Below are 26,785 nucleotides of genomic sequence, written 5' to 3'. Positions count from 1 at the left end.
TTCATTGTCGAGTTTCTCGATATCCGCCGGGTCCACGGTGTGCTGTTCGAGCAGCGACCAGTCTGCGGGAAGTGCCGCCATGACCTCGCGGGGGACCATGACGCGGGAGTCGTCGGTGTTAAAGACGAGGGCTTTGTCTTTCAACGCGTCGATGACCGCGGCGGTGCCTGAAGGAGCGAACTCCACGGGTTCGAATTCTGCGCCGGCTGCCACGAGTCGTTCCAGTGTGGCCAGTTCTGCTGCGGTGCACGTGGCGAGCGCGCGGGCGAGGGAGGTGCGCAGGAGCAGGCGCGTGGCGAGCGGGGCAATGCCTGGGGGTAGCGGATGCGTGGCATCGGGGCGGTGAGTGAGGATGCGCGCGAGTTCATCGTCGCTGCGTTTGCCCAGCCAGGAACGGAAATCAGTGGCTGGGGTGGCCAGCGTGTGAGAAGAAACCATATCGGGTGACAAGTCTAACCCCGATTAAGTTACGTTTTCCGCGCAGGTTTGGCAGAATATAGGGCATGTCGAATGTAGAGAAGAAGGGCCACGTGTCCCCGGCTTGGCCGAAGAACGACGCCCGCGAGCACGCAATTACCGAAATTTCCGCTCCGTTTGCCGGCGCTTCGAGCCCGTACGGTGACGACACTGTTCTGCCTCTCCCGGCTGAGAAGCTGAACTACGTTCACCCGTACACGCGCATCAACCGCTAAGGTTTCGGCGCACGCGTGGCACCCTTCGGGGTGCCTTTCATCGTTTTCGGGTGGAGCAGGCGAGCAGAATCTGCCTCACTTCGTGGCTGCAGAGCCTCACTGGGCGCAGATTGTGGCGACTTTTGTTCGTGGCTACGCGACCCCAAAACCACGAAAGCCCACGCCGCTCCGCAGGGGAGCGCGTGGGCTGAACGCTATCGGTGCTTACAGGGAAGCGATGACAGCGGCAATCGGGTCGACCGAGTTGCGGTTGGCCGCGTAGAGGTTGTTGAGGGACTCGCGGTTGGCCTTGTACTGCTCCTTGAAGTTGGCGGGCAGCTGGTAGCCGTACTTAGTGGCGGTGTCCGTGATCAGCGCGTAGAGGTTGTCCACGGCGAGGTCATCGGACTCGGAGGAAGCCTGTGCCGGAGCGGCCGGGGCAGCAGCCTCAGGCTGAGCGGCGGGGGCCGGAGCCGGAGCCGGGGTGGCATCGAGATTGCGCGGCGTCGGGGCGGGGTTCAGGCCCAGGGGCGCGGAGCAGNCGGCGACAGCAATCTGCTGCTCACGGGTGGCCTGGTTGGCGGTCGGGGCGAACTCGCCGCCGCCGTAGGCCTGCCAGGTGGAAGCGGAGAACTGCAGGCCGCCGTGGTAGCCGTTGCCGGTGTTGATGGCCCAGTTGCCGCCGGACTCGCACTGTGCGAGGCGGTCCCAGTCAGAATCCGGGGCCGCGGAGGCGGTCGGGGCCATGAGGGTGGCAGCGGCGCCGAAGGCGACGGTGGTGGCGGCGAACTTAGCGGCCGTGTGCTTCTTAGCGGAATGACGTCCCATGATTGAGTGTTCCTCTCTCTTCCCGCTATAAGTACTGAATGCGCGTCGGTCAAAAGTGTCGGGCTGGGTCAGGCTGCAACCGTTTGGATTGATAAGCGGGTGGTTGCCGGCCGTGAGCCGTGGTGCTCCGACTTAAGCGCTTGGGGGACACGGTACCGGTTTATAACGAAAGTGTCACGTTCTTTGACCTTTTCGTGACAATGTCCGCTCGCCGGAGCCGGCCGCCTAATGAAAAATCCCAGGTGAACGGATTTTGAGAAGCGTTACATCCAATTTTGTGAGACGCGCCACACGGGTCGCCGCGCCACGATTGTGCTGTGATTTCGCAACCGGCGGGCGCGTAGTAAAATGACATCTTCCCCTGAATACTCTTTTATCCCTAAGACACAAGAAAGTGGTGAGCCTCGTGCCTATCGGCAAAGTGAAGTGGTACGACGCGGAGAAGGGCTTTGGCTTTGTCTCCAATCCCGGCAGCGAGGATGTCTTCGTTGGACGTTCCGTACTCCCGGAGGGCGTTGAGGAGCTGGTGCAAGGCCAGCGCATCGAGTTCGACTTCGCGGCCGGCCGCCGCGGCCCGCAGGCGTTGCGCGTGAACGTGCTCGACAAGCCGCGTCGCCGCACCCCGTCCCGCAAGCCCGAGGAATTGGGCTCCATGATTGCAGACGTCATGACGGTCCTCGAGTCCCAGGTGCAGCCTTCGCTCACCGCAGGGCACTACCCGGACCGCAAGACCGGACGCGATGTCGCCGCCATCCTGCGCGCCATCGCCAAGGAGCTTGATTCATAAAAAACGCACCGCGCGTCACCGTGAGACCACAGTGACGCGCGTTTGTTATTGGGGAGAAGATTATTCAGCCGGGGCAGAAGACGTCGCCGTCGCCGCCGCGAGCTCATCCGGGGCAAGAGTAGACAGGGACCATACAGCCGTATACGGCGTTTCCTCGCCGCCCTCATTGGTGCCCAGCAGCACCGCAGAAATCTCCACGACGGCCAGGTGCGCCTTCTTGCCTTCCGATGCCCCCTCCACCGAGCCCGGAACTTCCACCACCGTCGTCTCGCCGGCGCCGTGGAGCTGCTCATCGTTGGCCGCCGGGTCGTCGTAGATGGTGAGCAGCTGCCACTGGTTGGACGCGATATCGTCAGGCACCTCGATCTTCAAGGTGTCATTCTCGCCGACGACGAGGTTGGGCACCTCGCCCTCGGGGCAGTCCGCGCCGGGCTCGCACACCATGTACGGGGCGACCTCCATGGATTCATCACCGACGGATGCGGTGACCTTAATATCCTGCGGCTGCGCCCCTGGCTTATTGCTGCGCCAGTTCTGGAAGAGTACGACCGCCACGACGATCACGACGACGGCGATGATGACCGCCAGTAATTGGAGGAGGGATTTCTTCTTAGCCTCTTTGCGCGTTGCCATGGTGCAAAATACTACTCGACGGACACTACGTGTCGGACGCAGCGGGCTCGAAGCTCACTCGGTACAGATCCGGCCAGCGCTTGCCCGTGACGTAGAACTGGTCCGTGCCCTTGATGTGCGCGATGCCGTTGAGCACGTTATTGGGATCGTCCGCCGCGTTATTCTTCACGCCCGACGCGTCGATGACGCCGGTGACCTTGCCGGTGGCCGGGTCGATACGCAGGATGTCCGTGCTAAACCACACGTTGGCATAGACGTGGCCGTCGACGCACTCGAGCTCGTTAATCTCGTTGACCGGTGCGCCGTCCCGCGTGACCGTGACGCGCGAGCGTTCCTCGAAGTTATCCGGGTCGAGGTGGCGCAGTTCCGCTGTGCCGTCCGACGTGATGAGTTCGTTGTCGAGCGCGCACAGGCCCCAGCCTTCGCCCTCGTAGTGGGCGCGGCCGGTTTCTTTCAGCGTCGCCGCGTTGTAGCGGATGGCCTCGCCGGCCTTCCACGTGAGTTGCCAGATGGAATCCTCAAACTGGGTTATGCCCTCGCCGAAGAGCTGCGGGTCCAGGTCGACCGACGCGCGCTCGTCGCCCGTGACCGGATCAAAGCGGTAGAGGCGGGACTCGCCGTACTGGCCGGTGCCCACCCCCCCGTCTCTTTTACACACCTAGATGTGGNTCCTCGGTGGTCTCGAGGCCCTGCGTAAACGACGTCGCATCAAAAGGCAGCGTCTCGTGGACGACCGCGGTGAGTTTCTCCACCTCGGCCGGGGCGGCGGAGGTGGGGGAGGAGGAACCATCAGTGCCGCACGCGGCGAGGAGCGCGGCGGGCACGATGAGCGCGGCGACCCCGGCGGCGACCTGCGACCGTGGAGTGGTCGCAGGGGGAGAGGAAAATCGGGCCGTGAGAGAGCGAAGCATACCTAAGGACGCTACCACGGCGCGGATGACCCATAATAGGAAGCGTGTCAAGCAAAAAGAGAGAGTCCACCCACCGCAACCCGCTCCTCGGCGCGCGCGCTGTGGAGGTGGCGCGGGAGGCCGTTGCCGAGCTGGGCGAAGGGGGCATCGGCAAGCATATTGGCGTCGCCGGGCTCACGCGCAACGTCGCGACGCACCGCTTTGAGGCCGACATGCCTGGCTACCCGGGCTGGGAGTGGCAGGCGGTGCTCGCGTGCGCGGCGGGCTCGGAGGACGTGACCGTCAACGAGGTCGCGCTCGTGCCCGGCGGCGACGCCCTCCAGGCACCCGAGTGGGTGCCCTATGCCGAGCGCGTGCGTCCCGGCGACCTCGGCCCGGGTGACCTCATGCCGGTGCCTGACGATGACCGTCTCGACGACTTTGGCAACCTCACCGAAGCCGCCGTCCAGGACGCCCGCACACGTTGGCGCACCGGCGAGTTCGGCCCGAATTCCGCCATGGCGGCTGCGGCCCCGCTGCAGTGCAAGACGTGCGCTTTCATGGTTCCGTTCATGCCCAACTTCGGAGTGTGTGCAAACGCATATTCCGCCGATGGCCGCGTGGTCCACGCCACGTATGGCTGCGGCGCGCACTCAAAAACCACGGTCACAGAGACCGACAACGAGCCCGGCCGCGCCTTCGACGACGAAAAGCCCATCTTCTGATCTAGTCCAGTTTTGCGTTTTTGCCTGTGGTGGGGGAATCTTTGCAGGTAAAACTCAATCCTCCTGGCACTAGGTAAAGGGGCTCTTGCTCGTGAAGACTGCTCTCGATCGGTATTTCCATATCTCTGAACGCGGTTCCACTGTAGGAACCGAAGTCCGCGCGGGAACGGTCTCGTTCTTCGCGATGGCGTACATCATCCTGCTCAACCCGCTCATCTTGGGCACCACACCCGACGTCAACGGCCACGCGCTCGGCATCCCGCAGGTCGCCGCCGCCACGGCGCTTATCGCCGGCATTATGACCATCGCCTTCGGCGCTATCGCCCGCTACCCATTCGCCATGGCGGCGGGCCTGGGTATGAACACCTTTGTTGCGGTCACGATGGTCGCCACCAAGGGCCTGTCCTGGCAGGAGGCCATGGGTCTCGTGGTCATCGAGGGCATCATCATCGTGCTGTTGGCCGTCTCCGGCTTCCGCACCGCCGTCTTTGAGGCCATCCCGCACTCCATGAAGGCCGCGATGGGCGTCGGTATTGGTATGTTCATCGCCATCATCGGCTTCGTGGACGGCGGGTTTGTCACCCGCGTGCCGGACGCCGCGCACACCACCGTGCCGGTTGGCCTGGGTATCAACGGCTCCATTGCGACCTGGCCGGCCTTCGTCTTCGTTATCGGCCTGCTCATCTGCGCCTTCTGCGTCATCCGCAACGTCCCGGGCGGCCTGTTCCTGGCGATTGTCATCACGACTGTCATCGCGATCATCCTGCAGGCTCTCTTCCCCAACGAGGACTGGGGCATGGCCACCCCGGGCGCCCCGTCGTCGCTCGGCGGCATGCCGGATCTCTCCATCGTGGGTGAGGTGAGCCTCTTCGGCGCGTTCACCAAGCTGGGCGTCGTCGCCACCGTGCTACTCATCTTCACGCTGCTGCTCACCAACTTCTTCGACGCCATGGGCACCATGACGGGCCTGGGCAAGCAGGGCGACCTCGTCGACGAGGACGGCGTTCTGCCGGACATGAAGAAGGCCCTGGTCGTCGAGGGCTTCGGCGCCGTGGCCGGCGGCCTGGGCTCCGCCTCCTCCAACACCGTCTTTGCAGACTCTTCTGCGGGCATCGCCGATGGCGCCCGCACCGGCCTGGCCAACATCACGACGGGTGTGCTCTTCCTGCTCGCCATGTTCTTGACCCCGCTCTATGAGATCGTCCCGATCGAGGCCGCCGCACCGGTCCTCGTCATCGTGGGCGTGCTCATGGCCTCCCAGATCACCGAGATCGAGTGGCACAAGATGGAGGTCGCCATCCCGGCGTTCCTCACCATCGTGGTCATGCCGTTTACTTACTCCATCGCCAACGGCATTGGCGTGGGCTTCATCGCCTTCGCTGCCATGGCTGTCTTCGCAGGCAAGGCCAAGCAGGTCCACTGGATCATGTGGCTCGTGGCCGCGATGTTCGTGGTCTATTTCGGCATGGGACCGATTTCCTCCGTTATCGTTTAGTTCGCTGCATTCCCGACACGGTAGTGTCGGGTACATGCGCTACGTAATTGAAGACGTCAACGACCCTCGCCTGGATGACGTTCGGAACTTGAAAAAGTCCGACGCCCACGGCGAGGGTCTTGTCATTGGCGAGGGCCCCATCATCGTCGAGCGCCTGCTCGCCTCCGCGTACCCCACCCGCTGCATTGTGGGCTTCAAGGCGAAGATCGACACCTACCTGTCGCAGCACGAGGTGCCCGACGACGTGCCCATCTACGAGGTCACCCGCGACATGCTCACTGAGGTCGCCGGCTTTGACATGCACCGCGGCCTGCTCGCGTCCGCGGACCGCCTGGACGCCTGGTCGGTCGACGAGGTCATCGAGGGTGCACAGACGCTCGTCGTCATGGAAGGCGTGGGCGACCACGAGAATATCGGCGGCATCTTCCGCAACGCCGCGGGTATGGATGTCGACGGCGTGCTGCTGGGCTCCGGCACCGCGGACCCGCTCTACCGACGCAGCGTCCGCGTGTCCATGGGCCACGTCCTGCGCCTGCCGTGGGCTCGCTTCGAGGGCGGCTACACCAATTGGCAACATAAGCTGGCCAAGCTTTCCGATGCCGGCTTCCGTCTCGTCTCCTTAACCCCCAGCGAGGACGCGGTCCACCTGGCCCAAGCTCTTAAGGGCGCCGAGAAGGTCGCGCTCCTCGTGGGCGCCGAAGGCCCCGGCCTTACCGAACACGCGATGAAGGCCACGGACGTCCGCGCACGCATTCCGATGGCCCCGGGAACCGATTCCTTGAACGTGGCGACGTCCGCGGCGATTGCGTTCTACGAGCGCCAGCGCTCGCTGCTCGACTTCTAGCCCCGCGCTCCCCAGTCCTGGCGGCATTGTTACGCTTCAGGCCGAGATGTGCCGATTTTCGGCTCACGCGGAGGGCACAGTCGGCTTGGAGTGTGATTGGCCGCGGCTGGATCTACGTTCAGGACATATAGGGCACCGTGTGGGCGCTCGGGGAGGGGCTTATATGTCCTGAAGGGACTTTTGTGTCAATTTTCAGCGCGCGCGGAGGGGCTAGCGGCGGCGGTTCTTGAAGAACGTGACGACGCGCGAGGCAATGGTGCGGCCGAGGTCCGCGAGGTCGTGCGCGGTGCGCTGGGCGGACTCGGCGATGGTGGACTCGGGCTCGGCCTCGGGGTCTGCGTAGTCGTCGTAAGCGCCGTTGGCGGGGCCGACGCCCAGCTTCGCGGCGGAGGTCTCGACGAGCTCGGAGGTGGACTTAGGTGCGGGGGTCGGGTCGACCTTGGGCTCAGGGCGGCCGTCGATGGCGTAGCCCACGACGTCGAGGTTGGGACCGTTCTCGCCGATTTCCACGCCGAGCCAGGTGCGCTCGGCTTCCTGCATGAGCTCCTGGGGGACGAAGGGCAGAGTGATGGCACCGAAGGTGGAGGGGCGGTGCTCGCCGGCCCAGTAGGGGCCTTCGTAAGGCTCGGGCAGGCCGATGTCCTCGATGAACTCGGTGCGCGTCGAGCACAGGGAGCGCTTGAGCTCGTAGTTCTCCCAGTGTGCCATGCCGGCGTAGCCCTCCTCCTCGTTGGACGCGAAGGCGAAGATGTGCTTGGCGTTGATGGCGCGCAGCAGGAGCGGGGAGAGCTTGGAGAGCGTGAGGGCGTCGTCCATGATGACGGTCTGGACCACGGTCACGCCGGGGTAGCCGCCGATGTAGAACTCGCCCACGTCAGCCTGCGCGGAGCGGCCGAGCGGGAACTGGCCAATGGGCGTCACGGGGAACGCCGGATTGAGCTGGCTCAAGTACTTGCGCCCGAAGCCGCGGTCCGCCTTGGGATCGGCGTTGAGGACCTTCGCGATGTCAGCGGCGGGCTCGGAGCTGTCGCCCACGGTGACGTACCAGAGAGTAAGGACTGCGCGTGAGATGTTCATGAGAGGGAATCTTTCTTGAGTGAACGTCTAGAGCTGGACTGGGAGGTTAGTCGCGGGGACGCTTCGTGTTGCCGCGCACGCCGAGGAGGACGTCTTCCCAGTTCGGCGTCGAGGCGCGACGACGGCGCTTGGACGGCTTGGGCGCGGGCGACGGATGCTGGAGGAACTCCTCGTCCTTGTCGTTGGACTCGGACGCTGCGTTGGCTTTTTCCTCAGCGGGCTCCGCATCCTCGGAGTCGTGCGGGGTGCCCACGGGCGCGATGGTAGGAGCGGTGAGGTCCGTGACGTCGGTGACCTCGACCACGGTCTCGTCCTCCTCGGAGGCGTCGGCGCGGCGGGAGTGGCGCAGCGCGTCCAGTTCGTCCTGCTCGCCGTAGGAATACGGATCGAAGTCCTCGTCCTCGCGGGCGTCGAGTGCCTCGACACGGCGGGAACCGCGGCCGACGGAGGTGAGCGAGCGTACCGGCTGGACGAAGTCCGGGTCAGTGAGGTCAGCGGCCACGGTGTTGCGGGCGACGAGGGTGGACGCGGAGCCGGAGGACTCACGCAAGGTCCACTCGGCCTCGTTTTCGCTCAGGCCCGTCTTCCACGTGACGCGGACGGTCCAGGGCTGGCCCTTCTCGCGGTAGGCGTCCCACGCGGCGTCAGAGAGTGAGTGGCCGCGGGCGGCGAAGGCGGTGGCGAGGACCTCGTAGATGGTGAGCTTGGCTGGGCCGTCCTCGCGGACCGGGTGGGCCTGTTTGGCGAGCTCCGCGATGCGCGAGCGCTCCATGAGCACGGGGTGTGCGAAGGGCTCGACGCGGGATTCGGCGACGCCCATTTCCTCGGCAAGTTCGGCGACGGTGGCGCCAGCGCGGATGCGGTGCTGAATCTCCGGCGGGCGCATGCTCAGCTTCTCGGTGGTGGGACGGCGCGGCGCGGAGCCGACGGCCGTCAGCCGCGGGGCAGGAGCAGGTGCTGCGGGTGCTTCCGATGCCGCCGGTGCCTCCGGCACATCCTGCTCGGCCGGAGCCTGGGACTCCGGTGCGGTAGAGGGGGCATCGTCAGGCTGGGCGGCAAGCTGGGCGCGAATATCCGGGGCGAGGGCGCCGAGATCGAGGAAGAATTCCTCTCCGTCTTCGGTGCGCAGCACCAAAGAGGTCTCGGTCGACTCGTTGTCGACCACGAATAATTCGCGCATGATCGCTCTCCTTTAATTCCTGTCGCGATGGCGGACTGTGGTGTCCACCATATCGCAGGAAAGGAGCTACTTGGCGGCTGCCGCGCCCGAATCGAGCACGTAATCGATAGCCTTCGTGAGCTTTTCGACGTCCTCGGTCTCGATGGCGGGGAACATGCCGATGCGCAGCTGGTTGCGGCCGAGCTTGCGGTAGGGCTCCGTGTCTAGGATGCCGTTGGCGCGCAGGGCGGCGGCAAGAGCGGCGGCGTCGATGGAGTCATCGAAGTCGATGGTGCCGACGACGAGGGAGCGTGCGTCCTTCTCGGCGACGAACGGGGTAGCACCCTCGCGGGCCTCGGCCCAGTTGTAGAGGACATCCGAGTTGGCGGTGGTGCGCTTGACCATGCCGTCCAGCTTGCCGTTGGCGTTCATCCACTCGACCTGGTCGGTGAGCATGAGCAGGGTAGCGACGGCCGGCGTGTTGTAGGTCTGGTTCTTACGCGAGTTGTCCACGGCGGTCTGCAGGTTGAGGAAGGCCGGGATGAAGCGGTCCGAGGCGTTGATCTTCTCGATGCGCTCCAGAGCGGCCGGGCTCATGGCAGCGAGCCACAGGCCGCCGTCCGAGGCGAAGCACTTCTGCGGGGAGAAGTAGTAGACGTCAGCTTCCTTCATGTCGACAGGCAGGCCGCCGGCGCCGGAGGTCGCGTCGATAGCAACGAGGGCGTCCGAGTTGGGGCGCTTGATCTGAGTCATGGCACCCGTGGAGGTCTCGTTGTGTGCCCACGCGACGACGTCTGCGCCCTCGAGGTTGAGATCCGCGGAGGAGGGGGCGGTGCCGACGGGGGCATCCGTGATGTTCGGCTCGTCGAGCCACGGAGCCTGCTTGGAGGCCTTGGCGAACTTGCCGGAGAACTCACCGAATGTAAGGTGCGAGGACTTCTTTTCGATAAGGCCGAAGGTGGCGGCATCCCAGAAGGCGGTGGCGCCGCCCAGGGAGAGGATGATCTCGTAGCCGTCGGGCAGAGAGAAGAATTCAGACAGGCCGTCACGGACGCGGCCGACGACGTCCTTAACAGCGGGCTTGCGGTGGGAAGTGCCGATGGTGTCGATGCCGTGGTTGGCGATGGCCTCGATCTGGGACGGACGAACCTTGGACGGACCGCAACCAAAGCGGCCATCGGACGGGATAAACTCTGCAGGAATCTGAATGCTGGGGTTGCTCATGCGGTTATAATAGCCACCACTCACGGGTTTTCGGTTGCTTACTAGAAAAAGGGGACTAATTCACCCCGACCGCAGGTTGTAGTAGTGGTCACATTTCCTGGTAGGGTGGGGAGTTGGCAAAACCGAAATGCGCGTACTGTTTACTAGTAAAGTAATCCTTAAAGCGCGCACTGCGAGAGCCTTATGAGGTGCCTCCAGCGATGGCACATGCTTTATTCACTGGTTTAACAAAGAAAGGAACCAACGTGGCTACCGACAATAACAAGGTTGTTCTCCACTACCCGGGTGGCGAGTACGAGATGGACATCAAGCAGTCCACCGAAGGCGACTCCGGCTTTGACATCGCCAAGCTGCGTAACGAGACCGGTCTCGTCACGTTCGACCCGGGCTACGCCGCCACCGGCTCCACCGAGTCGAAGATTACCTTCATCAACGGCGAAGAGGGCATCCTCCGTTACCGTGGCTACGACATTGCTGACCTGGCGCAGAACGCCACCTTCAACGAGGTGTCCTACCTGCTCATCAACGGCGAACTGCCGAACCAGGAGCAGCTCACCAAGTTCAACACTGAGATCCGCCACCACACCCTCCTCGATGAGGACTTCAAGGCGCAGTTCTCCATCTTCCCGCGCGACGCGCACCCGATGGCTGTGCTCGCCTCCTCCGTGAACATTCTCTCCACCTACTACCAGGACCAGCTCAACCCGCTGGACCCGGAGCAGCTCGACAAGGCGACCGTCCGCCTGCTCGCCAAGGTGCCGATGCTCGCGGCTTACGCTTACCGTGCCTCGGAAGGTAAGCCCTACATGTACCCGGATAACAACCTCAACGCACGCGAGAACTTCCTGCGCATGATGTTCGGTTACCCGACCGAGGACTACGAGGTTGACCCGGTCGTCTCCAAGGCTCTGGACAAGCTGCTTATCCTCCACGCAGACCACGAGCAGAACTGCTCTACCTCCACGGTCCGCATGATTGGTTCCGCCCAGGCCAACATGTTCGTCTCCATCGCTGGTGGCATCAACGCCCTGTCCGGCCCGCTGCACGGTGGCGCCAACCAGGCCGTCCTGGAGATGCTCGAGGACATCCAGAAGAACAACGGCGGCGACGCAACCGACTTCATGAACCGCGTGAAGAATAAGGAAAAGGGCGTTCGCCTCATGGGCTTCGGCCACCGCGTCTACAAGAACTACGACCCGCGCGCGGCCATCGTCAAGGAGACCGCACATGAGATCCTCGAGCACCTCGGCGGCGACCCGATGCTCGACCTGGCCATGGAACTCGAGCAGATTGCACTCTCGGACGACTACTTCGTCTCCCGCAAGCTGTACCCGAACGTCGACTTCTACACCGGCCTTATCTACCGCGCCATGGGCTTCCCCACGGACTTCTTCACCGTGCTCTTCGCCATCGGCCGTCTGCCGGGCTGGATCGCTCAGTACCGCGAGCAGCTGGAGCTCAACACGAAGATCAACCGCCCGCGCCAGATCTACACCGGTGAGTCCCTCCGCGCCTTCACCCCGCGCTCGGAGCGTAAGTAATCCCTAATTTTTGTGGCGTCTTCGCTGCATAAATAGCGAGAAACCGCACGGTGTCCCGTATAATGGGCTGCTAGTGCGGTTTTCTCATAGCTGTTGTAGTCCACTGTGCGGCCGCAGCGCTACCGCTAAATCTCGCTTAACAATTCGCTCCAAGGAGAGGTGCATCCCATGGAAAAGCCACTGATCGAAGCCCAGACCGGCCCGGCCCCGACGGAACTCGTCATCGAGGACATCGTGGTCGGCGACGGCGCCGAGGCGCAGCCGGGCGGCGTCGTGGAGGTCCACTACGTGGGCGCCGATTATGAGACGAACCAGGAATTCGATTCTTCTTGGGACCGCGGACAATCCATCGAGTTCCCGCTCACCGGCCTCATCGCCGGTTGGCAGGAAGGTATTCCGGGCATGAAGGTGGGCGGCCGCCGCCAGCTCACCATCCCGCCGGAGAAGGCTTATGGCCCCGTGGGCGGCGGACACCCGCTCTCCGGTCGCACCCTGGTCTTCATCATCGACCTCATTCGCGCGGCCTAAGCCACACGGCCTCATTTCGTGGCGCCCTCGGGTCTGTCTTTACGGCGGGCTCGGGGGCTTTCGCGATCTCTGGGGTTCCTAGTGTGAATGAGTTGGTCGATTTCTTGAAATTTTCCCGTGACTCATTCACGTTTCGAGCTCTTGTCCCTGCCTAGTGTGAGAAACGCGGCGGCGGCAGGCCGCGGTAGGGCACAATGGGGGACATGACTGTAGAGAACGTTTCTTTTAATGACGACCGTGAGATGCCCCAGCTGGGCTTGGGTACCTACAAGCTGCGCGACGACGAGTGCGTGCGCACCATCCGCGAGGCCATCGAGATTGGTTACCGCAAGTTCGACACCGCGACCTTGTACAAGAACGAGGAAGCCGTGGGCAAGGCCTTGAAGCAGGCCATGGATGCCGGCGACGTCACCCGCGATGAGATCTTTGTGACGACGAAGGTATGGCACGATCACCACGGCGCGGATCTCGCGCCGCAGGCTTTCCATGAGTCCCTGGACAAGCTGGGGCTGGACTACATCGACCTTTACCTCATCCACTGGCCGTGGCCGCAGGGTGGCAAGTACGTGGAGACGTTCAATGCGATTGCGCGCCTGCAAGGCATGGGCCAGATTGCATCCATCGGCGTGGCCAACTTCTACGAGGAGACGCTTGATACGCTCATCAAGGAATCCGGCATTGTGCCGGTGCTCAACCAGGTGGAGCTGCACCCGGGCTTCACACAGCCGGAGTTGCGCGCGTACCACGACGAACACGGCATTATCACCGAGGCGTGGTCGCCGCTCGCGCGCGGTGTGGTGCTCACTAATCCGGATATCAAGGCGATCGCTGCGAAGTATGAGGTGACCACGGGCCAGGTGGTGCTCGCGTACCTGCTACAGCTGGGCATCTCGGTTATCCCCAAGTCCGCGCGCAAGGAGCGGCTGGCGGAGAACTTCGCGGCGGCAGAGCTTACGCTCACGCGCGCGGAGATGGACGTCATGAACTCCCTCGACGGACGTGAGGGATTCGGGCGCATGTTTAATGATCCGCGCGACTTTCCGGGTGCGGAAGGCTAGTTCGCACTCGCCGGCCGCGAACGTTGAGGCCGCTGTCCCTGGTGGGGCAGCGGCCTTTTGTGTGCGGTTTTCCTAGTGAGACGTGTGACACATTGGGGTTTGCAAAGTTGGCAAAAGGCGCTTGTATGCAAGTTGGGGGTAGTTTTGCAAGCTGTAAATATACATGTTGAGGGTGGGTATGGGGGTAGTTAATTCTTGCAAAGAATGAATTTTTAGCGACAGCTACAACGTTGCACATAATCCTCTGTAACTTACACATCAAGCAAAAAATGTGACCTCTGCCTCAGGCGGTGTGAGCCGGTGCGGCGGGGTCGGGCTTAAATTTTTGACCTATCCCTCGCCCTTTTGGAAGGAGCACATGCAATGTCTGCACTCTCTGCCGACTCCAACATGACGGCCCCGGCGCAACGCCGGGAGCCGACTGCGGAGGAATTCATCGCCATGCGCGAGAGCGCCGAATTTGGCAAGCTGCGCGGGGCCTACCGCAACTTTACGTTCCCCATGACCGTCGCGTTCTTCTCGTGGTACATCGTCTACGTGCTGGCCGCGGTCTTCGCGCCGGGCTTTATGGGTACCGAGCTGCCGGGCGGCTGGAACGTTGGCCTGGCCTTCGGTATTGCTCAGTTCGCGACCACGTTCATCATTACGTGGGTTTACGTGAAGTATGCCAATAAGAACATCGAGCCGCGTGCGGCCAAGATTCGTGAAGAACTGGAGGGATAGACAATGACTACGTTCCACCTCGCCGCCGCGAGCGCCGATGCCGCCGCGGGCAACCCGATTCTCAATATTTCCGTCTTCGTCGTCTTCCTTGTCGTGACCATGTGGGTGGTCCTGCGTGCCGGCAAGTCGACGAAGGAAGCCTCAGACTTCTACACCGGTGGCGGCTCCTTCTCTGGCCGCCAGAACGGCCTCGCCATCTCCGGTGACTACCTGTCCGCCGCGTCCTTCCTTGGTATCGTCGGCGCCGTCGCGCTCACCGGTTACGACGGCTTCCTGTACTCCGTGGGCTTCTTCGTCGCATGGCTCGTGGCGCTCATGCTCGTGGCTGAGCCGCTGCGTAACGTGGGTCGCTTCACCATGGCTGACGTGCTGAGCTTCCGTCTCAAGCAGAAGCCGGTCCGTGTGGCCGCCGCTATCGCGACGCTCTTCGTCTCGCTGTTCTACCTCATCGCGCAGATGGCCGGCGCCGGCTCCCTGGTTTCGGTCCTGCTCAACATCCACGACTTCTTCTGGCAGGCCGTCGTCGTTGGTATCGTGGGCGTCCTCATGATTGTCTACGTCCTCGTGGGCGGCATGAAGGGCACGACCTACGTTCAGATGATTAAGGCCGTCCTGCTTGTTACCGGTGTTGTTGCGATGTGCGCCATGGTCTTCATCTCCATCAAGGGTGGCTTCGGTGCCCTCTTCGATGGCGCGGTGCAGGCGCACGCTGGCTCTGAGTACCTGGCGCAGAAGGGCTACGAGGCCTCCCAGATTATGGAGCCGGGCTTGAAGTACGGCAAGTCCCTCACTACGAAGATTGACTTCATCTCCCTGGGTATCGCCCTCGTCCTCGGTGTCGGTGGACTCCCGCACGTCCTCATGCGCTTCTACACGGTTCCGACTGCGAAGGAAGCTCGCCGCTCCGTGACCTGGGCCATCGTCATCATCGGTGCTTTCTACCTCATGACGCTCATCCTGGGCTTCGGCGCCGCCGCTCTGGTTGGTCCGGACCGCATCCTCGCCGCGCCGGGTGGCGCGAACTCCGCCGCACCGCTGCTGGCCCTCGAGCTGGGCGGCTCCGTGTTCATGGCGGTCATCTCCGCCGTTGCCTTCGCAACCGTCCTCGCGGTCGTCGCTGGCCTGGCGATTACCGCCTCGGCGTCCATCGCCCACGACGTCTACCACTCCGTTATCCGTAACGGTCAGTCCACGGAGGCTGAGCAGGTCCGCGTCTCCCAGATGACCGTCGTTGTCCTCGGTGTCGTCGCCATCATCCTCGGCATCCTGGCCATGACCCAGAACGTCGCCTTCCTGGTCTCCCTGGCCTTCGCCATCGCGGCCTCGGCTAACCTGCCCACCATCCTGTACTCCCTGTACTGGAGGCGCTTCAACACCGCGGGTGCTGTGGCCTCCATGTACACCGGTGTCATCTCCTGCCTGGTCCTCATCTTCTTCTCCCCGGCAGTCTCCGGCACCGAGACCTCGATGTTCCCCAACGCGGACTGGGCACTGTTCCCGCTGTCCTCGCCGGGTATCGTCACCATCCCGCTCGCATTCTTCGTCGGCTGGGCTGTCTCGCTCATGACCAAGCCGGACAACTTCGAAGAGCTCTCCGCCGAGATGGAAGTTCGTTCCCTCACCGGCGTGGGCGTTGAGGCTCCGGTTGACCACTAAAGGGGACCGCTAAAGGTCGAACACGCAACGGTTAGCTTCTCAACGCTCACACCCGCAGGGGTAGCCCGCCCCGTCGCATACGCTGAATGCCACCGCCTTCTTTCTGAAGAAGGCGGTGGCATTAGTAATATGTGGTGAGTGAATCGGATGATAAGTCTGGCCCTCGCCGCGGCGCTGGCGGGGACGCTGGTGGCGTGTACACCGCCGCATGAAAAGCCTGCGGACGCGGCTCAGGAAACAGGGGAGATGACCGCCGCGCGGCTGTCGGCGCCGCGCCCCGTGGAAACGCTTACGGTGGAAGCCCCGCCGTCGAAAAAGAATATCGCCGCGGACCTCGACGGCGAAGTGAAGTTCGTCGCCAACGCAAAGGCCCGCGAGTTGTCCTATTACCGCATGGACGGCATGCGCATGGGCACCGACGGGGAGCGCAACGCCATGCCGGCACTGAGCCTTATCAAGCTCTATCTCGCCAAGTACGTGCTTGACCACGGCACGCTGGAAGACCAGTACGAAGCGCTCGGCATGATTGCGGATTCATCGGACGTCTCCGCGTCGGATCTCTTCAAGCGCTACCCGGAGTCCATCGACACGGTGGCGGAAGACTATGAGCTCGAATCCACGCGCGCGGGAAGCGAGTGGGGCAAGTCTGTGACGTCCGTCTACGACGTGGTCAACTTCATCAAGGCGCTGCGCGAGGAATCACCCACGCATCCCATCCTCGTCGCGATGGCGCAGGCTACGACCACGGCGGAAGATGGCTACCGTCAGGATTACGGCACGGCGCGGCTGTCGAATGTGCTGGGCTCCAAGTGGGGCTGGTCCGACGATAAGACGCTGCACTCCTCCGTGAGCTTCGGGAAAAACTTCATCGTCGCCGCCTCGGTGTCGGGCTCGGCGGAGGATCTTACGAAGTTCGTGAAGGAAGAAGTCACCGTCAAGGCCCTTAACGAGGCGACGACGAAATTTATTGAAGGGCAGAAGTCCTAGCGCATCGCCCCCAGGACGGTCTGGACGAGGTCCACGCCCGCCTGAATCTGCTTGGAGTCGACGGACGAGCCGTTGAAGCTCACGCCCTCAGGGGAGACCTGCGGCAGGTTGAGTCCCGGCACGGCGTTCTGGACCTGCGAGGACATCTGGCCGACGGCGTTCAGCGGGTTGCTGTTGTGGGCGGGGGCGGCGGGCGCGGCCGGTGCCGGCGCTGCAGCGCCTCCCGGCGTCCACTGGCCCCAGTCCTTCGCGTAGACGTCATTGATATCGCAGACCACGCCGCCGATGGTGCGCTGGCGGTTCTGCGGCAGCTGGTGGATGGTCGTGCGCGGATGAATGCGGCCGCCCGAGCCCCAGTCATGCATCCAGAAGAAGCTGCCAATCCCGTCGCGTACGCACCAATCGATGACGTTGTAGTTGCCGTACACGCCCACCTGGTAGCCCGCCGCCTTGAGTGCGGTGGAGAACGCCATGAGGTAGGGCTTAATCTGGCCGTCGTACTGTGCGCGGGACGGGTTGTTGTCGATCGCGATATAAATCGGTCGGCCCGTGGGGCCGCCCGCCGCCTTATGGATGGCGATGGCCTGCGGCGCGTGTTGGGCTGCCGATGTCGCCCCGCCCGCCCAGTCCGGATTGTCCGAGCCGTTGTATTGGTAGACGGAAGCAACGGCGAGGCCGGCGGCGGCATCGGCAGCAGCCTGGGCGCGGGTGACCGGCTTGCCGGCCATCCAGCCTGCGCGCGGCTTGGAGACGTAGCGCACCGCGCCCATCTGACCCGCGGCCTTGAGTGCGGCGGAGGAGGGAACACCCGCCGAGAAGTCGACAACGGTGCCGAGCACTGGGCCGAGCGCAAACGCCTGCGGGGCGGCCGTGCCCACGGCACCCGCGGCGAGGGCAATCGTGCCCGCGCGCAGGAGGCTGCGGCGGCTGAAGTGGACGGAAGAATGCGAGGTGGACGACATAGAGGCTCCTAGAGAAGACGGACTGTCGCGACGCCCTAGGTTACGAGATTGTTGTCACAACAGTCACTCTAATTAACATCTGTACCGTACCACCGGCTTCCGATGCCGTCGAGGGTGACGCGCCCAGCGTCCGACGGACTCGCTTTATGCACCCACGGGGGAGCAATTGCAGTCCGCGGCGCAGGGCACGATAAGATACTTCGCAGCACCTCGCACGGTGCGTTTTAAGGGGTTATAGCTCAGTCGGTTAGAGCTACGGACTCATAATCCGTTGGTCCCGGGTTCGAGCCCCGGTGGCCCCACTTTGTAGTCGTTGAACTGCGCGTATACCTGGTAATAGCGTCCTGCGCAGTTCCAACGCGTCCCCCTAAAACGCGTCCTGATAGCGCGTTGTTACAGGAACTGGAAGAATACGTGCAAGGGGTCCAGCGGGAAGGGGGAACGGTAATGAATAGTTTCCCAGCGTTTCTCATTGAATACCGCCGCAGCACGGGTGCTGTGAGTGTGAGAGTATTTCTTGTTGACCGAGGCGACGCGGGCGCGCGCGGTATCTTTACCGCGAAGATGATCCTTTCCCCGCAGCGTCCTAACGCTCGCGCCAATCGTAGAAAACGCTATTAATCCACCGCTGCCACGCCCGCCGTGTCGGCGGTGGTTTTAGTATCGGAGAGTATGAACGTCCGGTATTTCTTCTTCCAGTTCTGGCAACTTATCGTCGACCACGCGTTGCCGTTGGCGGCGTTGTTGCTCATGGCGATTTTGGTGCCGCGTGTCGGGCGCCTGGTCATCAGGCTTATTGACTCGCGGCTGGATGACAATGAGGAATCCACGAAGACCCGTCTCGCCCTGGCAGGCGCGTTGGTCTACGTTGCGCAGGCGGTGGCGTATTTCCTGCTTGCCATCGCGGCGCTCACCAACGTGGGCGTGCCGGCGCTCGGTGCGGCGATTCCCGCGACGGTCGTCTCGGCCGCGCTTGGTTTCGGTGCGCAGAAGATCATCGGCGACTTCCTGGCGGGCTTCTTCATTTTGAGCGAGAAGCAGTACGGTGTGGGCGATTACGTGAGCTTCGACGGCACGTCTGGGGCGGTGGAAGGCACCGTCGTGGCGTTGACGCTGCGCACGACGAAGGTTCGCACGCCGACGGGCGAGGTCGTCATGGTGCCTAACGGCTCGGGCGGCGTGGTGACGAACTACTCACAGGATTGGTCGCGCGCCGTCGTCGACTTGCAGGTGCCGGTGCGCGCAGGCGAGACGCTGGCCGAGGTCACCCGCAAGGTTGAGGAGATTTCCTCGCATGCGGCGCAGGACGCAGCCATCGCCGAAGATATCGCGGGCGAGATCGAGATTCTGCCGGTCACTGGCCTTATCGAGCCCACCGTCGCCGGTCAGCCGTGGCAGATCAAGTACCGCGTCATGGTCGTGGTCAATCCCTCCCGCCAGTGGGCCGTCGAGCGCGGCATTCGCTCCGCCCTCGTCGCGGCCTTCTGGGATCACTACAACTTGTCCTCGGCCGCCCCGCTAGCCGATGCCCCCGTCACCGCCGCTCCGCCCGCCCCCGCAGGGTCGGCTGGAGCCGGCGCGCCGACCGAAGTCATGCCGGCTGCGGCAGGAACCGACAAGGCGGAGGTGCGCGACGCTGTGGCTCATGCGGCCGCGCGCGATACGCACGACCCGAGCGACCAAGGACCGGGCCGGCCGTCCGAGTCGGACCCGGATGTGGCGGCGCAGCACCCGGATGCCTCACAGACTGAGGTCATGAACGCCGTCGACGCGGCACCGCGTACCATCTGGCGCGATGACCATCCCACGACGCGCTGGGACAAGCTGTGGACGCTTGGCGGTCGCGTGCGTGGCTCGACGACGGGCCTCTTTGTGGGGCTCGCCGTGACCGGCCTGTTGCTGCTCTTCTCGGCGAACCCGGAGGACGCGGACGCTGGCTGGCTCTCGCCGTCCTACTGGACGTCGAAGTCCAGTGAGACGGAAAGTGCGGCGACAACCGCGCCTGCGCCGACCGCGGCAACGCAGCCGGAGGAGAGCGTCGAGCCGACGCAGGAGACCGTCGAGCAGCCCACAGACGCGTCCGAGGACACGGCCATTGACGAGCCGACCGCGGCGCAGGAGAACGGCACCACCGCGGAGCAAACAACCACAACGGCGCGTCGGGAACGCGCCGNTCGCGCGGCGCGCAGCTGCCCCGTAGCCACGTGGGCGGCGGGGCAAGGCGCTGGCTACAATAGCGACCATGGTTTCCGAGGTTGACCCGCTCATCGAATCGATCTATCGCTGGTCGGACGTGAGCGGCGTGTTGCTCATGGGCATTATCGGCGGCACAATTGCGCGCCAACGCGGCTATGACATCATCGGGTTCTTCTTCATTGCGATGTTTTCGGCGCTGGGCGGCGGCATGATCCGCGACGTGCTCATCAACCGCGGCACCGTCGCGGCGATGAGCCAGCCCGAATACCTTTACCTCGCTTTCGCCGGTGCGCTCATCGCGCGCTTCGTCTATTTCAAGGGTAAAACGTGGGAACACCTGCAAGCCCACGGCGACGCCCTCGTCTCCGCACTGTGGGCCGGGACTGGCACGGTGAAGGCTCTTACCTATGGCCTGCCCGTCGTTCCGTGCATCATGATGGGCGTGTTCACCGCGACCGGCGGCTCCATGATTCGCGACGTGTGCATGGGCCGTGAGCCCGCTGTCTTTGGTGGCAACCAGCCCATCGTCATCCCGGCAGCTGTCTGCTCCGTCATCGTGCTCGCCGGCAATGGGCTCGGTTTCCTGGCGTGGGGCATGATACTCGGACCCGTGGCGAGCTTTGCGCTCGCGCTCTTGGGGTATTGGACCGGCTGGCGCGTGTCCACGGACCAAGAGTGGGCGCCGGTCAACGAGACTGCAGCGCAGGTTGCCGTCCTCGCGCGTAAGGCCGAGGACAAGTCGCGTGCCGTGGGCCGCCGCCTCGAGCCGCGCCGCCTGCGTTCGTGGCGGCACAAGCAGATGGAAAATGCCCTCGAGCGGCGTATCGCCCGCGAGATCCGCGAGGGCAAGCGTCCCGCCGAAGCCCAGGCGGCGGCCAACGAGTTCCTCGAGGAGTTCAACTCCGAGGTCGCGCAGCTGAGCGAAGCCTCGCAGGTAGCGGCCGACGCGGGGGAGAAGGGGGCATCGGAAAGCGCGGCGGAGACGGGCTCGACTGTGCTGAGCACTTTTGCCAACGACATCGGCATGGACTTAGCCGGCGACTCCTATCAGGACAAGCCGGACCATCAGCGCATGCTCGACGCGATTCTTGCGGACGACAAGCTCACGGACGAGCTCATTGACAAGCTGGTGGAAAAATACGATAAGCGTCAGCCAGGGGCTAACGCTTAGAGGTTGCGACTTTTACATCGGGGCCACGACGACGCCCACGATGGCGGCGATGAACTCGATGTCCAAGGGCCTGTCCACGCAGCTTGCGCCGCGCGGCATTCGCGTCAACGCCGTGGCGCCCGGCCCCGTGTGGACGCTGCTGCAGCCCGCGGGTGGCCAGCCAACCGAGGGTGTTATGGAATTCGACACGAAGTCCTTCCTCGGCCGCGCCGGGCAGCCGGTGGAGATGGCCGGTGCGTACGTCTTCCTGGCCTCGGAGGAGGCGAGCTTCGTCTCGGGTGAGACCATCGGCGCGACGGGTGGTTTCCCAACTCCGTAGCTTAAGGCGCGAGAAAGGCCCACGGCGCAGGTGTGCAACCGTGCCGTGGGCTTTCGTGTGTCCCGGTGGGCCTAGAACGAGGTGGGTTTTAGAAGAAACCCCAGATGGTCGAGCCGAGAACGACCGCACCGAAGGCGATGATGACGGCGTTGCCGGGGCTGCGGCGCAGCGGCGCCAGGCGTGCGACAGCGTAGACGGCGAGCATGGGCACGCCGAACTGGAAGATGGTGATGAGGAGGCCGTCGGCGACCGTGATGAGGTCCATGACGGAGGGCTCGACGATGGCCACGAAGGTGGCGACGGTGAAGATGAACAGGTAGACGGGGGCATCGGAAAGCTCACGCTGGGAGGGATTCAAGCGAGCGCCGAGGAACTGCAAGCCTTCGCGCGCGCCTAGGGCTACGCCGATAAAGCTGGAGGCGATGGCGCAGATGGCGACGATCGGGGTGACAAGCGCCAGGAACGGGGTGCCCGTGGTGTTCGCGAAGTAGGAGAGCACCGGCAGGTTATCCGCGGCGGCCTGAGCCATGCCGTCTGCGCCTAGGGCGAGCGCGCAGGACCAGACGAAGAACATCGTGAAAACGGTGAGCAGGACCGTGGTGAGCATAATGACTCGGGAGAGGCGAGCTTCGGCGAACTCGCCGTGACTGCGCTGGGTGGAGACGGCGAACTGGGACAGCGAGCCGATGAAGGTAAACGAGAAGACCAGCACCGGAAGGATGAGCACCAGGGATTCCCAGAAGGAGTGCTCGGAGGAGACCGTGAGGAAGGAGCCTAAGTCCCACTGCGGGATGAGGTAGAGCGAGAAGGCGCCGAGTGCAATGAGCAGCGGGACGACGAGAAGCTCTGCGGCGGCGAGCATGATGCGTTCGCCGAAGGCCAGGGCTGCGACGAGGAGACCGATGAGGATCGGTGCGAGTATCCACCGCGGGATCTCCGGGCCGCCGAGCTGGTTGACGATGAAGTTATCGACGGTGGTGGTGATGCTCACCGAATACACGAGGAGCACGGGAAAGAGCATGATGAGGTAGGCCACGGCGAGCCATGCGCCGGTACTCTGGCCGAAGTAGCTGGTAAGCGCTGCGAGGAGATCCGCGCCGGGCTGCGGGGAGCGAGCGATGATGCGCGCGTAGGCGTAGTGGGAGAGATACGTAAGCGGACCGATGAGCACGGTGGCAATGAGCAGCGGCCAGAATCCATAGGCGCCGGCGGACAGAGGCAGGAAGAGAATGCCCGCACCGATGGCGGTGCCAAAAAGCGTGGAGGCCCAGCCAAACGTCGAGTGGGAGCTTGCCATCGTGGGGTCCTGGACGTAGGTCGAGCTGGGTGCGGTGGTCGCAGACATCGCGGGGCCTCCAAGAGAGATCGAGGAATGTGTTGCCATTGATTGTGCGACAGGACACGCTCAAAAGACTAGACCGAGCGGTACTTTTATTCAGTTGATGTGCGTCGGCGTGCGGGCGGGTTCGCTAGGCTAGGGTCCTATGACTGCCTTTGATTCTGTGGCCGATTTCCCGGCTGACCATGTCTCCGCCGCGTTGCTTGTAGACGGTGATGTTCGGACGTTGGGGGATACGTCCCGCGTGTATTCGATTGCCTCGGTGACCAAACCTGTGGTGGCCTACGGCATCATGCTCGCCGTCGAGGAGGGGGCGGTGGAGCTCGACCAGCCGGCGGGGCCTTCCGGTTCCACGCTTCGGCATCTGTTGGCGCACGCGTCTGGTGTGGGGTTTGATACGCGCGAGTCGCAGAAGCCCGTGGGGGAGCGGCGCATCTATTCCTCAGCGGGCTATGAATGGGCCGCGGATATCGTGGCGGAAGCCACCGGCATGGAGTTTCCGGAGTACTTGCGCGAGGGCGTCTTCGAACCACTGGGAATGAAGGATTCGGCTTTGGTTGGCTCGGCGGGACACGGCCTTGACACGACGGTGGACGACCTGGTCCGGTTCGCCCGCGAGGTGCTCGACCCGCAGTTGTTGCACCCCACAACGGTCGAGGAAATGCTCACGCCGCAGTTCCCGGGCCTGCGCGGCCTCGTGCCAGGCTATGGCTCCTTTAAGGACTGCTCCTGGGGCCTGGGCTTCGAGCTCCACGGGGACAAGGAGCACTGGATGGGCTCGTTGCCCGCGGAGGCTGCGGGGCACTTTGGTATGTCGGGAACCTACCTCTGGCTGGCGGAGGGGAAAGCTATGGTCATGCTCACTGACCACGACTTCGGGGACTGGGCCAAGCCGCTGTGGGCGGAGACGAACTCGGCGATCTGGAGCGAGCTGCAGTCATAAAAAGCTGGAGGCATAAAAATACCCCGGCAGGACCGGGGCACGGACAGGCTAGCGGGAAGCTAGTGGCGCTGGAAGAAGTTCCACACCTCGCGCGTGGCGTTGGGGTTGGAGGCAAACCACGTGTGGCTGCCGCCGTTCACGCGGTAGAGCGTGGTCTCAGCGAGGCAGCCGGAGTAGCTGAAGGAGTTGTAGCCGTTGCCGGAGCCGGTGCGCATGGACGCGCCGGAGGTGTCGCAGGCGTTGCGCTTGCCGATGCGCTCCCAGGCGCCGCGGGTGGCGTAGTAGGAACCGCCGTGGCCGTTGGAACCATCGTTGTAGTACGGCGCAATCTTGTCGTCGGTGCCGTGGATGAGCAGCGTGGGCACCTGGCCTGTGCAGCCGTCGAAGATACGCGTGTACGCGGCGGTGGAGACGCCGGCAACGGCGGCGAAGGTCTCCGGGGCCTGGCACGCGGCGGCGAGCGCCATGCCGCCGCCGTTGGACAGGCCGGTGGCGTAGATGCGGCTGCGGTCGACGGAGTAGCTATTGGCTACGTCATTGAGGATGGCCTTGGTGAAGGCGACGTCCTCGCCGCGGCTCGTCGTGGCGTAGTTGGGGCCTTCCCACGCCAGGCCGCCGTTGACGCTCGCGCGCGGGTTGGGGTAGACGACGATGGCATCGGAGCCCGTGGCGCGCTCAAAGTGGGAGTGGCCGTGCATGTCTGAGCCATCGAAGTCCATGCCGGAGTAAGCGAAGACGACGGGGTAGTCGCGGGATGAGTCATAGTCGGAGGGGACGTAGAGCTCGTAGGAGCGCGTGCCCTGGCCAGAGACGGAAACCTGCTTTGTGGAATGGGTCGTCGTGCCATTGCCCATGGTGAGGGCCTGGCCCAACTTTGACGACAGCGTGAACGCGTCAGAGATGGAGGAGCCGTTGCTCGAGCCCTTGCTCGAGGTGGAGCTCATGTCCGAGCTCGTGAGGGCGTTCGCGACGGGCAGGCCGACGGAGGTCCACAGAACCGTGGCGGAGGCGAGGGCAGCCACGCGAGTAGCAAAAGTCTTCAACATGAGGTCTAAGAGTAGCGGGGCAAGGTATCGAAACCCTAACTTTTGTGATGATTTCGTTGCGCTGTAACGATCTGCGGGGCGCGGTCACAGGGAAGTTCTAAGTCTCAAGTGAAACTTCAGTAAATGGGGGTTGAAGCAGGGGTTTAGGGTTGCTCGTGTGACTGGAGGGGAACAAAATGGGTTGCGTTACGCACGGTAATTACATCCGATGTCATTTCACAAAACTGTTCGAGTCGGTTCGTTGGGGAAGACGATGCTCGTCTTGTAACAGGAAATGAAAGGTATTCGGCTTGTGGAAACATGCGTGAAAACCACTGCCGCCGAACCCTCGGCGCCAGTGCGCCCGATAACCTCCGGCGTGCTCATCATTGAGAGTATGCCTGCTCGACTGCGCCCGCGCGTGGAAGAGCTCATGGTCACGTGCCTGCCCAGCGCGTCGACGTGGGAGATCCCGGGCGATGATCCCCTCACGGCTCAGTGGTGTACCCGCTGGTACAAGGACTGGCCGGGCCAGGATCTCGCGGCTCTTGCCGCAGGTGCAGGCAGCGAGTTTGACGCCGTGCCGCCGGGCATTGGCTGCCGCCAGGTACTCACGGGTACTCAAGCGGAGCTGCACGCGCTGGAGACGGCGGTGCGCGATCTCGCGCAGCGCTACTGCTTCTCGGTCCGCGTGTCGATGTAGTCGGCGACCTCGCCCACGGTCTCAAAGGCCGCGGCGGTGCCCTCATCGAAGCGGACCTTGAAGCGCTCTTCCGCGCGCACCGTCAGCTCAATCAGGTTGAGCGACGTAATCCCCACATCTTCCAGCCGGTCTTCACGCGCCGGTTCCTCCACCCCCGCGACCTGGGTGATGAGCCGCGCGAGCTCCCCATACGTATCCGTCGCGGCGGGCTTATCCTCGTGTTCTTCTCTTCCCAGCGCTGCGCGCAGCTGCGCGGCAAAGTCTTGTCCATCGGCCATGCGTACCAGTGTAAGTGAGCGACTAGACTAGACGTGTTATGTCCACCCCATCCCGCCGCCGTGTGCGCACCGCCACCCAGGTTTGGCGCCGCCGCCACACTCACGACCGCCACCCCGGCCTCACACAGCCGTACTCCCACGACATGTCCGATGGCATCGCCTGGTATACCTCGGGCCCCGAGCCTTCCGATGCCCCCGTCACCGTTATCTTCGTTCACGGTTACGGTCTCGCGGCGGAGAGCTTCTACGACCAGGTTGACTTCCTGCGCGCGTCGTATCCGCGCGTGCGTGCGGTGCTGCTCGATCTTCGCGGGCACGGCAGCTCGGACCGCGTCCCGGCCGAGGACTGCACCGTCGACGACGCCGCGGATGACGTCGCTGCCATCCTTACCGCCCAGGCACCCACTGGGCCGCTCATTATCGTGGGCCATTCGCTCGGAGGCATGGTCGTCGAAAACCTCATTCGCCGCCTGCCTGTTGAGGACTACGAGCGCATCGCCGGGGTGCTTCTTATCTCCACGTCCATGCGTCCCTTCGCAGAGACTGGCGTCGCGGCGCTTCTCCAGACCCACGCCGCGGAAGCCCTCTACGACGCCGCCCAGCGCCTACCCAACAAGGTCAACCGCGCCCGCCAGCGCATCGCGCGCATCATCGCGCCCATCTTCGCCGCCGGCGTGACCGGTTATCCCCGCATGGAACGCCTCGAATTCCACGTCGACATGCTGCTCGACACCCCGCTCGATTCCTTTGTAGGTTTCTTCGACGACCTTGTCGACCACTCCGAGCTCGCCGCCGCGGACCGCCTCGCCGGCCTGCCCGGCATCGTCCTCGTCGGCTCCATGGATATCGTCACCCCGCGCTCCCAGTCCGAGCTCATCTGCTCCCACTGGCCCGAGGCCGAGCTCCGCGTCGTCGACGGCTCCGGCCACATGGTCATCCTCGAAGAACCCGAGGCCGTCTCCCAAGCGCTCGCCGAGCTTATCGAGCCGGTCCTCGCTCAACGCTGACATACGCACCGCGTAT

The 26,785-nt window shown here is 63.8% G+C and carries 25 protein-coding genes, 1 tRNA gene and 2 pseudogenes; 18 read left to right on the top strand and 10 right to left on the bottom strand.

Annotated features, from left to right (window positions below; translation table 11 throughout):
- The first annotated feature begins 503 nt into the window (after positions 1 to 503).
- Positions 504 to 692, top strand: a complete 189-nt coding sequence (locus BN9444_RS11570) for a hypothetical protein (RefSeq protein WP_066488345.1) — start codon at positions 504 to 506, stop codon at positions 690 to 692.
- Positions 693 to 896: 204 nt separating this feature from the next.
- Here the strand turns inward: BN9444_RS11570 and BN9444_RS11565 are convergent, their stop codons facing one another.
- Complete coding sequence (locus BN9444_RS11565) at positions 897 to 1,499, bottom strand: resuscitation-promoting factor Rpf1 domain-containing protein (protein WP_068801956.1); 603 nt, start codon at positions 1,497 to 1,499, stop codon at positions 897 to 899.
- 406 nt (positions 1,500 to 1,905) lie between these two features.
- On the opposite strand from BN9444_RS11565, the gene BN9444_RS11560 reads away from it, so the two are divergent.
- On the top strand, positions 1,906 to 2,286 hold the full coding sequence (locus BN9444_RS11560; RefSeq protein WP_066488595.1) for a cold-shock protein: 381 nt from the start codon (positions 1,906 to 1,908) through the stop codon (positions 2,284 to 2,286).
- A gap of 60 nt (positions 2,287 to 2,346) precedes the next feature.
- Here the strand turns inward: BN9444_RS11560 and BN9444_RS11555 are convergent, their stop codons facing one another.
- The gene (locus tag BN9444_RS11555; protein WP_066510266.1) at positions 2,347 to 2,919 is read right to left on the bottom strand and encodes a DUF2771 domain-containing protein; all 573 of its coding nucleotides are present in this window, start codon (positions 2,917 to 2,919) and stop codon (positions 2,347 to 2,349) included.
- A 25-nt stretch (positions 2,920 to 2,944) separates the two neighbouring features.
- Positions 2,945 to 3,830 (bottom strand): annotated as a pseudogene (locus BN9444_RS11550) (glutaminyl-peptide cyclotransferase).
- Positions 3,831 to 3,874: 44 nt separating this feature from the next.
- Between BN9444_RS11550 and BN9444_RS11545 the strand changes: the two are divergent.
- The 3 genes from BN9444_RS11545 to BN9444_RS11535 all read left to right on the top strand — a co-directional run bounded on the left by BN9444_RS11545 (position 3,875) and on the right by BN9444_RS11535 (position 6,873).
- Positions 3,875 to 4,534 (top strand): DUF3027 domain-containing protein, encoded by a 660-nt coding sequence (locus BN9444_RS11545; protein ID WP_068801955.1) that lies wholly within the window; start codon positions 3,875 to 3,877, stop codon positions 4,532 to 4,534.
- 91 nt (positions 4,535 to 4,625) lie between these two features.
- Positions 4,626 to 6,029 carry an NCS2 family permease gene (locus BN9444_RS11540; protein WP_068801954.1) on the top strand — a complete coding sequence of 468 codons (1,404 nt, stop codon included), beginning with the start codon at positions 4,626 to 4,628 and terminating at the stop codon, positions 6,027 to 6,029.
- 34 nt (positions 6,030 to 6,063) lie between these two features.
- Positions 6,064 to 6,873, top strand: a complete 810-nt coding sequence (locus BN9444_RS11535) for a TrmH family RNA methyltransferase (protein WP_066488370.1) — start codon at positions 6,064 to 6,066, stop codon at positions 6,871 to 6,873.
- A 210-nt stretch (positions 6,874 to 7,083) separates the two neighbouring features.
- Here BN9444_RS11535 and BN9444_RS11530 read toward each other — a convergent pair whose 3' ends face one another.
- The 3 genes from BN9444_RS11530 to serC all read right to left on the bottom strand — a co-directional run bounded on the left by BN9444_RS11530 (position 7,084) and on the right by serC (position 10,333).
- The gene (locus tag BN9444_RS11530; RefSeq protein WP_068801953.1) at positions 7,084 to 7,950 is read right to left on the bottom strand and encodes a DUF6928 family protein; all 867 of its coding nucleotides are present in this window, start codon (positions 7,948 to 7,950) and stop codon (positions 7,084 to 7,086) included.
- Between the two features lie 46 nt (positions 7,951 to 7,996).
- Positions 7,997 to 9,130: a septation protein SepH gene (gene sepH, locus BN9444_RS11525; protein WP_068801952.1), complete on the bottom strand. Its 1,134-nt coding sequence runs from the start codon at positions 9,128 to 9,130 to the stop codon at positions 7,997 to 7,999.
- Positions 9,131 to 9,196: 66 nt separating this feature from the next.
- Positions 9,197 to 10,333, bottom strand: a complete 1,137-nt coding sequence (serC, locus tag BN9444_RS11520) for a phosphoserine transaminase (protein ID WP_068801951.1) — start codon at positions 10,331 to 10,333, stop codon at positions 9,197 to 9,199.
- A gap of 245 nt (positions 10,334 to 10,578) precedes the next feature.
- Here serC and BN9444_RS11515 point away from each other — a divergent pair, with 245 nt between their 5' ends.
- From BN9444_RS11515 to BN9444_RS11490, 6 genes are all read left to right on the top strand, one after another.
- Complete coding sequence (locus BN9444_RS11515) at positions 10,579 to 11,874, top strand: citrate synthase (RefSeq protein WP_077210084.1); 1,296 nt, start codon at positions 10,579 to 10,581, stop codon at positions 11,872 to 11,874.
- 168 nt (positions 11,875 to 12,042) lie between these two features.
- Complete coding sequence (gene fkpA, locus BN9444_RS11510; protein WP_066488386.1) at positions 12,043 to 12,402, top strand: FKBP-type peptidyl-prolyl cis-trans isomerase FkpA; 360 nt, start codon at positions 12,043 to 12,045, stop codon at positions 12,400 to 12,402.
- A gap of 194 nt (positions 12,403 to 12,596) precedes the next feature.
- Entirely contained in the window at positions 12,597 to 13,460 is an 864-nt protein-coding gene (locus BN9444_RS11505) for an aldo/keto reductase (protein WP_066488396.1), read from the top strand.
- 390 nt (positions 13,461 to 13,850) lie between these two features.
- Complete coding sequence (locus tag BN9444_RS11500; RefSeq protein ID WP_066488599.1) at positions 13,851 to 14,183, top strand: DUF485 domain-containing protein; 333 nt, start codon at positions 13,851 to 13,853, stop codon at positions 14,181 to 14,183.
- Positions 14,184 to 14,186: 3 nt separating this feature from the next.
- Positions 14,187 to 15,839 (top strand): solute symporter family protein, encoded by a 1,653-nt coding sequence (locus tag BN9444_RS11495; protein WP_068801950.1) that lies wholly within the window; start codon positions 14,187 to 14,189, stop codon positions 15,837 to 15,839.
- Positions 15,840 to 15,986: 147 nt separating this feature from the next.
- Complete coding sequence (locus tag BN9444_RS11490) at positions 15,987 to 16,826, top strand: hypothetical protein (protein ID WP_141681544.1); 840 nt, start codon at positions 15,987 to 15,989, stop codon at positions 16,824 to 16,826.
- On the opposite strand, the gene BN9444_RS11485 is transcribed toward BN9444_RS11490, so the two are convergent.
- On the bottom strand, positions 16,823 to 17,788 hold the full coding sequence (locus BN9444_RS11485; protein WP_068801948.1) for a DUF1906 domain-containing protein: 966 nt from the start codon (positions 17,786 to 17,788) through the stop codon (positions 16,823 to 16,825). The genes BN9444_RS11490 and BN9444_RS11485 overlap by 4 nt on opposite strands.
- A 228-nt stretch (positions 17,789 to 18,016) precedes the next feature.
- Between BN9444_RS11485 and BN9444_RS11480 the strand changes: the two genes are divergently transcribed.
- From BN9444_RS11480 to BN9444_RS11465, 4 genes and pseudogenes are all read left to right on the top strand, one after another.
- Positions 18,017 to 18,090: transfer RNA gene (locus tag BN9444_RS11480), tRNA-Ile, on the top strand.
- A 370-nt stretch (positions 18,091 to 18,460) separates the two neighbouring features.
- A complete protein-coding gene (locus BN9444_RS11475) occupies positions 18,461 to 20,047 on the top strand; it encodes a mechanosensitive ion channel family protein (protein WP_068801947.1) in 1,587 nt (528 codons plus the stop codon).
- Positions 20,031 to 21,155, top strand: coding sequence for a trimeric intracellular cation channel family protein (locus BN9444_RS11470; protein WP_066488409.1), 1,125 nt, complete (start codon positions 20,031 to 20,033; stop codon positions 21,153 to 21,155). Before BN9444_RS11475 ends, BN9444_RS11470 begins: the two co-directional genes overlap by 17 nt.
- Positions 21,156 to 21,192: 37 nt before the next feature.
- Positions 21,193 to 21,474: pseudogene (locus BN9444_RS11465) on the top strand (SDR family oxidoreductase); the annotation flags it as partial.
- An 88-nt stretch (positions 21,475 to 21,562) separates the two neighbouring features.
- Here the strand turns inward: BN9444_RS11465 and BN9444_RS11460 are convergent.
- Positions 21,563 to 22,819 carry an amino acid permease gene (locus tag BN9444_RS11460; RefSeq protein WP_068801946.1) on the bottom strand — a complete coding sequence of 419 codons (1,257 nt, stop codon included), beginning with the start codon at positions 22,817 to 22,819 and terminating at the stop codon, positions 21,563 to 21,565.
- A 139-nt stretch (positions 22,820 to 22,958) separates the two neighbouring features.
- On the opposite strand from BN9444_RS11460, the gene BN9444_RS11455 reads away from it, so the two are divergent.
- Complete coding sequence (locus tag BN9444_RS11455) at positions 22,959 to 23,756, top strand: serine hydrolase domain-containing protein (RefSeq protein ID WP_066510285.1); 798 nt, start codon at positions 22,959 to 22,961, stop codon at positions 23,754 to 23,756.
- 59 nt (positions 23,757 to 23,815) lie between these two features.
- Here the strand turns inward: BN9444_RS11455 and BN9444_RS11450 are convergent, their stop codons facing one another.
- Positions 23,816 to 24,802, bottom strand: coding sequence for a CE1 family esterase (locus tag BN9444_RS11450; RefSeq protein WP_068801945.1), 987 nt, complete (start codon positions 24,800 to 24,802; stop codon positions 23,816 to 23,818).
- A 304-nt stretch (positions 24,803 to 25,106) separates the two neighbouring features.
- On the opposite strand from BN9444_RS11450, the gene BN9444_RS11445 reads away from it, so the two are divergent.
- Positions 25,107 to 25,484, top strand: coding sequence for a hypothetical protein (locus BN9444_RS11445; RefSeq protein ID WP_066488431.1), 378 nt, complete (start codon positions 25,107 to 25,109; stop codon positions 25,482 to 25,484).
- On the opposite strand, the gene BN9444_RS11440 is transcribed toward BN9444_RS11445, so the two are convergent.
- The gene (locus BN9444_RS11440; RefSeq protein ID WP_066488436.1) at positions 25,454 to 25,762 is read right to left on the bottom strand and encodes an acyl carrier protein; all 309 of its coding nucleotides are present in this window, start codon (positions 25,760 to 25,762) and stop codon (positions 25,454 to 25,456) included. The genes BN9444_RS11445 and BN9444_RS11440 overlap by 31 nt on opposite strands.
- A gap of 38 nt (positions 25,763 to 25,800) precedes the next feature.
- On the opposite strand from BN9444_RS11440, the gene BN9444_RS11435 reads away from it, so the two are divergent.
- Positions 25,801 to 26,769 carry an alpha/beta fold hydrolase gene (locus BN9444_RS11435; protein ID WP_066510289.1) on the top strand — a complete coding sequence of 323 codons (969 nt, stop codon included), beginning with the start codon at positions 25,801 to 25,803 and terminating at the stop codon, positions 26,767 to 26,769.
- The last annotated feature ends 16 nt before the right edge of the window (positions 26,770 to 26,785 follow it).

It is taken from the genome of Corynebacterium phoceense (assembly GCF_900092335.1).
GTDB lineage: Bacteria > Actinomycetota > Actinomycetes > Mycobacteriales > Mycobacteriaceae > Corynebacterium > Corynebacterium phoceense.
Note: the sequence above shows the minus strand (reverse complement) of the source record. Positions and strands in the feature narration are given on the sequence as shown.

Excerpts from the sequence above, each read along its gene's own strand:
- BN9444_RS11455 (WP_066510285.1), top strand. The coding sequence starts at position 22,959 with ATGACTGCCTTTGATTCTGTGGCCGATTTCCCGGCTGACCATGTCTCC.
- BN9444_RS11485 (WP_068801948.1), bottom strand. The coding sequence starts at position 17,788 with ATGTCGTCCACCTCGCATTCTTCCGTCCACTTCAGCCGCCGCAGCCTC.
- BN9444_RS11435 (WP_066510289.1), top strand. The coding sequence starts at position 25,801 with ATGTCCACCCCATCCCGCCGCCGTGTGCGCACCGCCACCCAGGTTTGG.
- BN9444_RS11460 (WP_068801946.1), bottom strand. The coding sequence starts at position 22,819 with ATGTCTGCGACCACCGCACCCAGCTCGACCTACGTCCAGGACCCCACG.
- serC (WP_068801951.1), bottom strand. The coding sequence starts at position 10,333 with ATGAGCAACCCCAGCATTCAGATTCCTGCAGAGTTTATCCCGTCCGAT.
- BN9444_RS11570 (WP_066488345.1), top strand. The coding sequence starts at position 504 with ATGTCGAATGTAGAGAAGAAGGGCCACGTGTCCCCGGCTTGGCCGAAG.
- BN9444_RS11500 (WP_066488599.1), top strand. The coding sequence starts at position 13,851 with ATGACGGCCCCGGCGCAACGCCGGGAGCCGACTGCGGAGGAATTCATC.
- BN9444_RS11470 (WP_066488409.1), top strand. The coding sequence starts at position 20,031 with ATGGTTTCCGAGGTTGACCCGCTCATCGAATCGATCTATCGCTGGTCG.
- fkpA (WP_066488386.1), top strand. The coding sequence starts at position 12,043 with ATGGAAAAGCCACTGATCGAAGCCCAGACCGGCCCGGCCCCGACGGAA.
- BN9444_RS11555 (WP_066510266.1), bottom strand. The coding sequence starts at position 2,919 with ATGGCAACGCGCAAAGAGGCTAAGAAGAAATCCCTCCTCCAATTACTG.
- BN9444_RS11505 (WP_066488396.1), top strand. The coding sequence starts at position 12,597 with ATGGGGGACATGACTGTAGAGAACGTTTCTTTTAATGACGACCGTGAG.
- BN9444_RS11450 (WP_068801945.1), bottom strand. The coding sequence starts at position 24,802 with ATGTTGAAGACTTTTGCTACTCGCGTGGCTGCCCTCGCCTCCGCCACG.
- BN9444_RS11440 (WP_066488436.1), bottom strand. The coding sequence starts at position 25,762 with ATGGCCGATGGACAAGACTTTGCCGCGCAGCTGCGCGCAGCGCTGGGA.
- BN9444_RS11535 (WP_066488370.1), top strand. The coding sequence starts at position 6,064 with ATGCGCTACGTAATTGAAGACGTCAACGACCCTCGCCTGGATGACGTT.
- BN9444_RS11490 (WP_141681544.1), top strand. The coding sequence starts at position 15,987 with ATGATAAGTCTGGCCCTCGCCGCGGCGCTGGCGGGGACGCTGGTGGCG.
- BN9444_RS11530 (WP_068801953.1), bottom strand. The coding sequence starts at position 7,950 with ATGAACATCTCACGCGCAGTCCTTACTCTCTGGTACGTCACCGTGGGC.
- sepH (WP_068801952.1), bottom strand. The coding sequence starts at position 9,130 with ATGCGCGAATTATTCGTGGTCGACAACGAGTCGACCGAGACCTCTTTG.
- BN9444_RS11495 (WP_068801950.1), top strand. The coding sequence starts at position 14,187 with ATGACTACGTTCCACCTCGCCGCCGCGAGCGCCGATGCCGCCGCGGGC.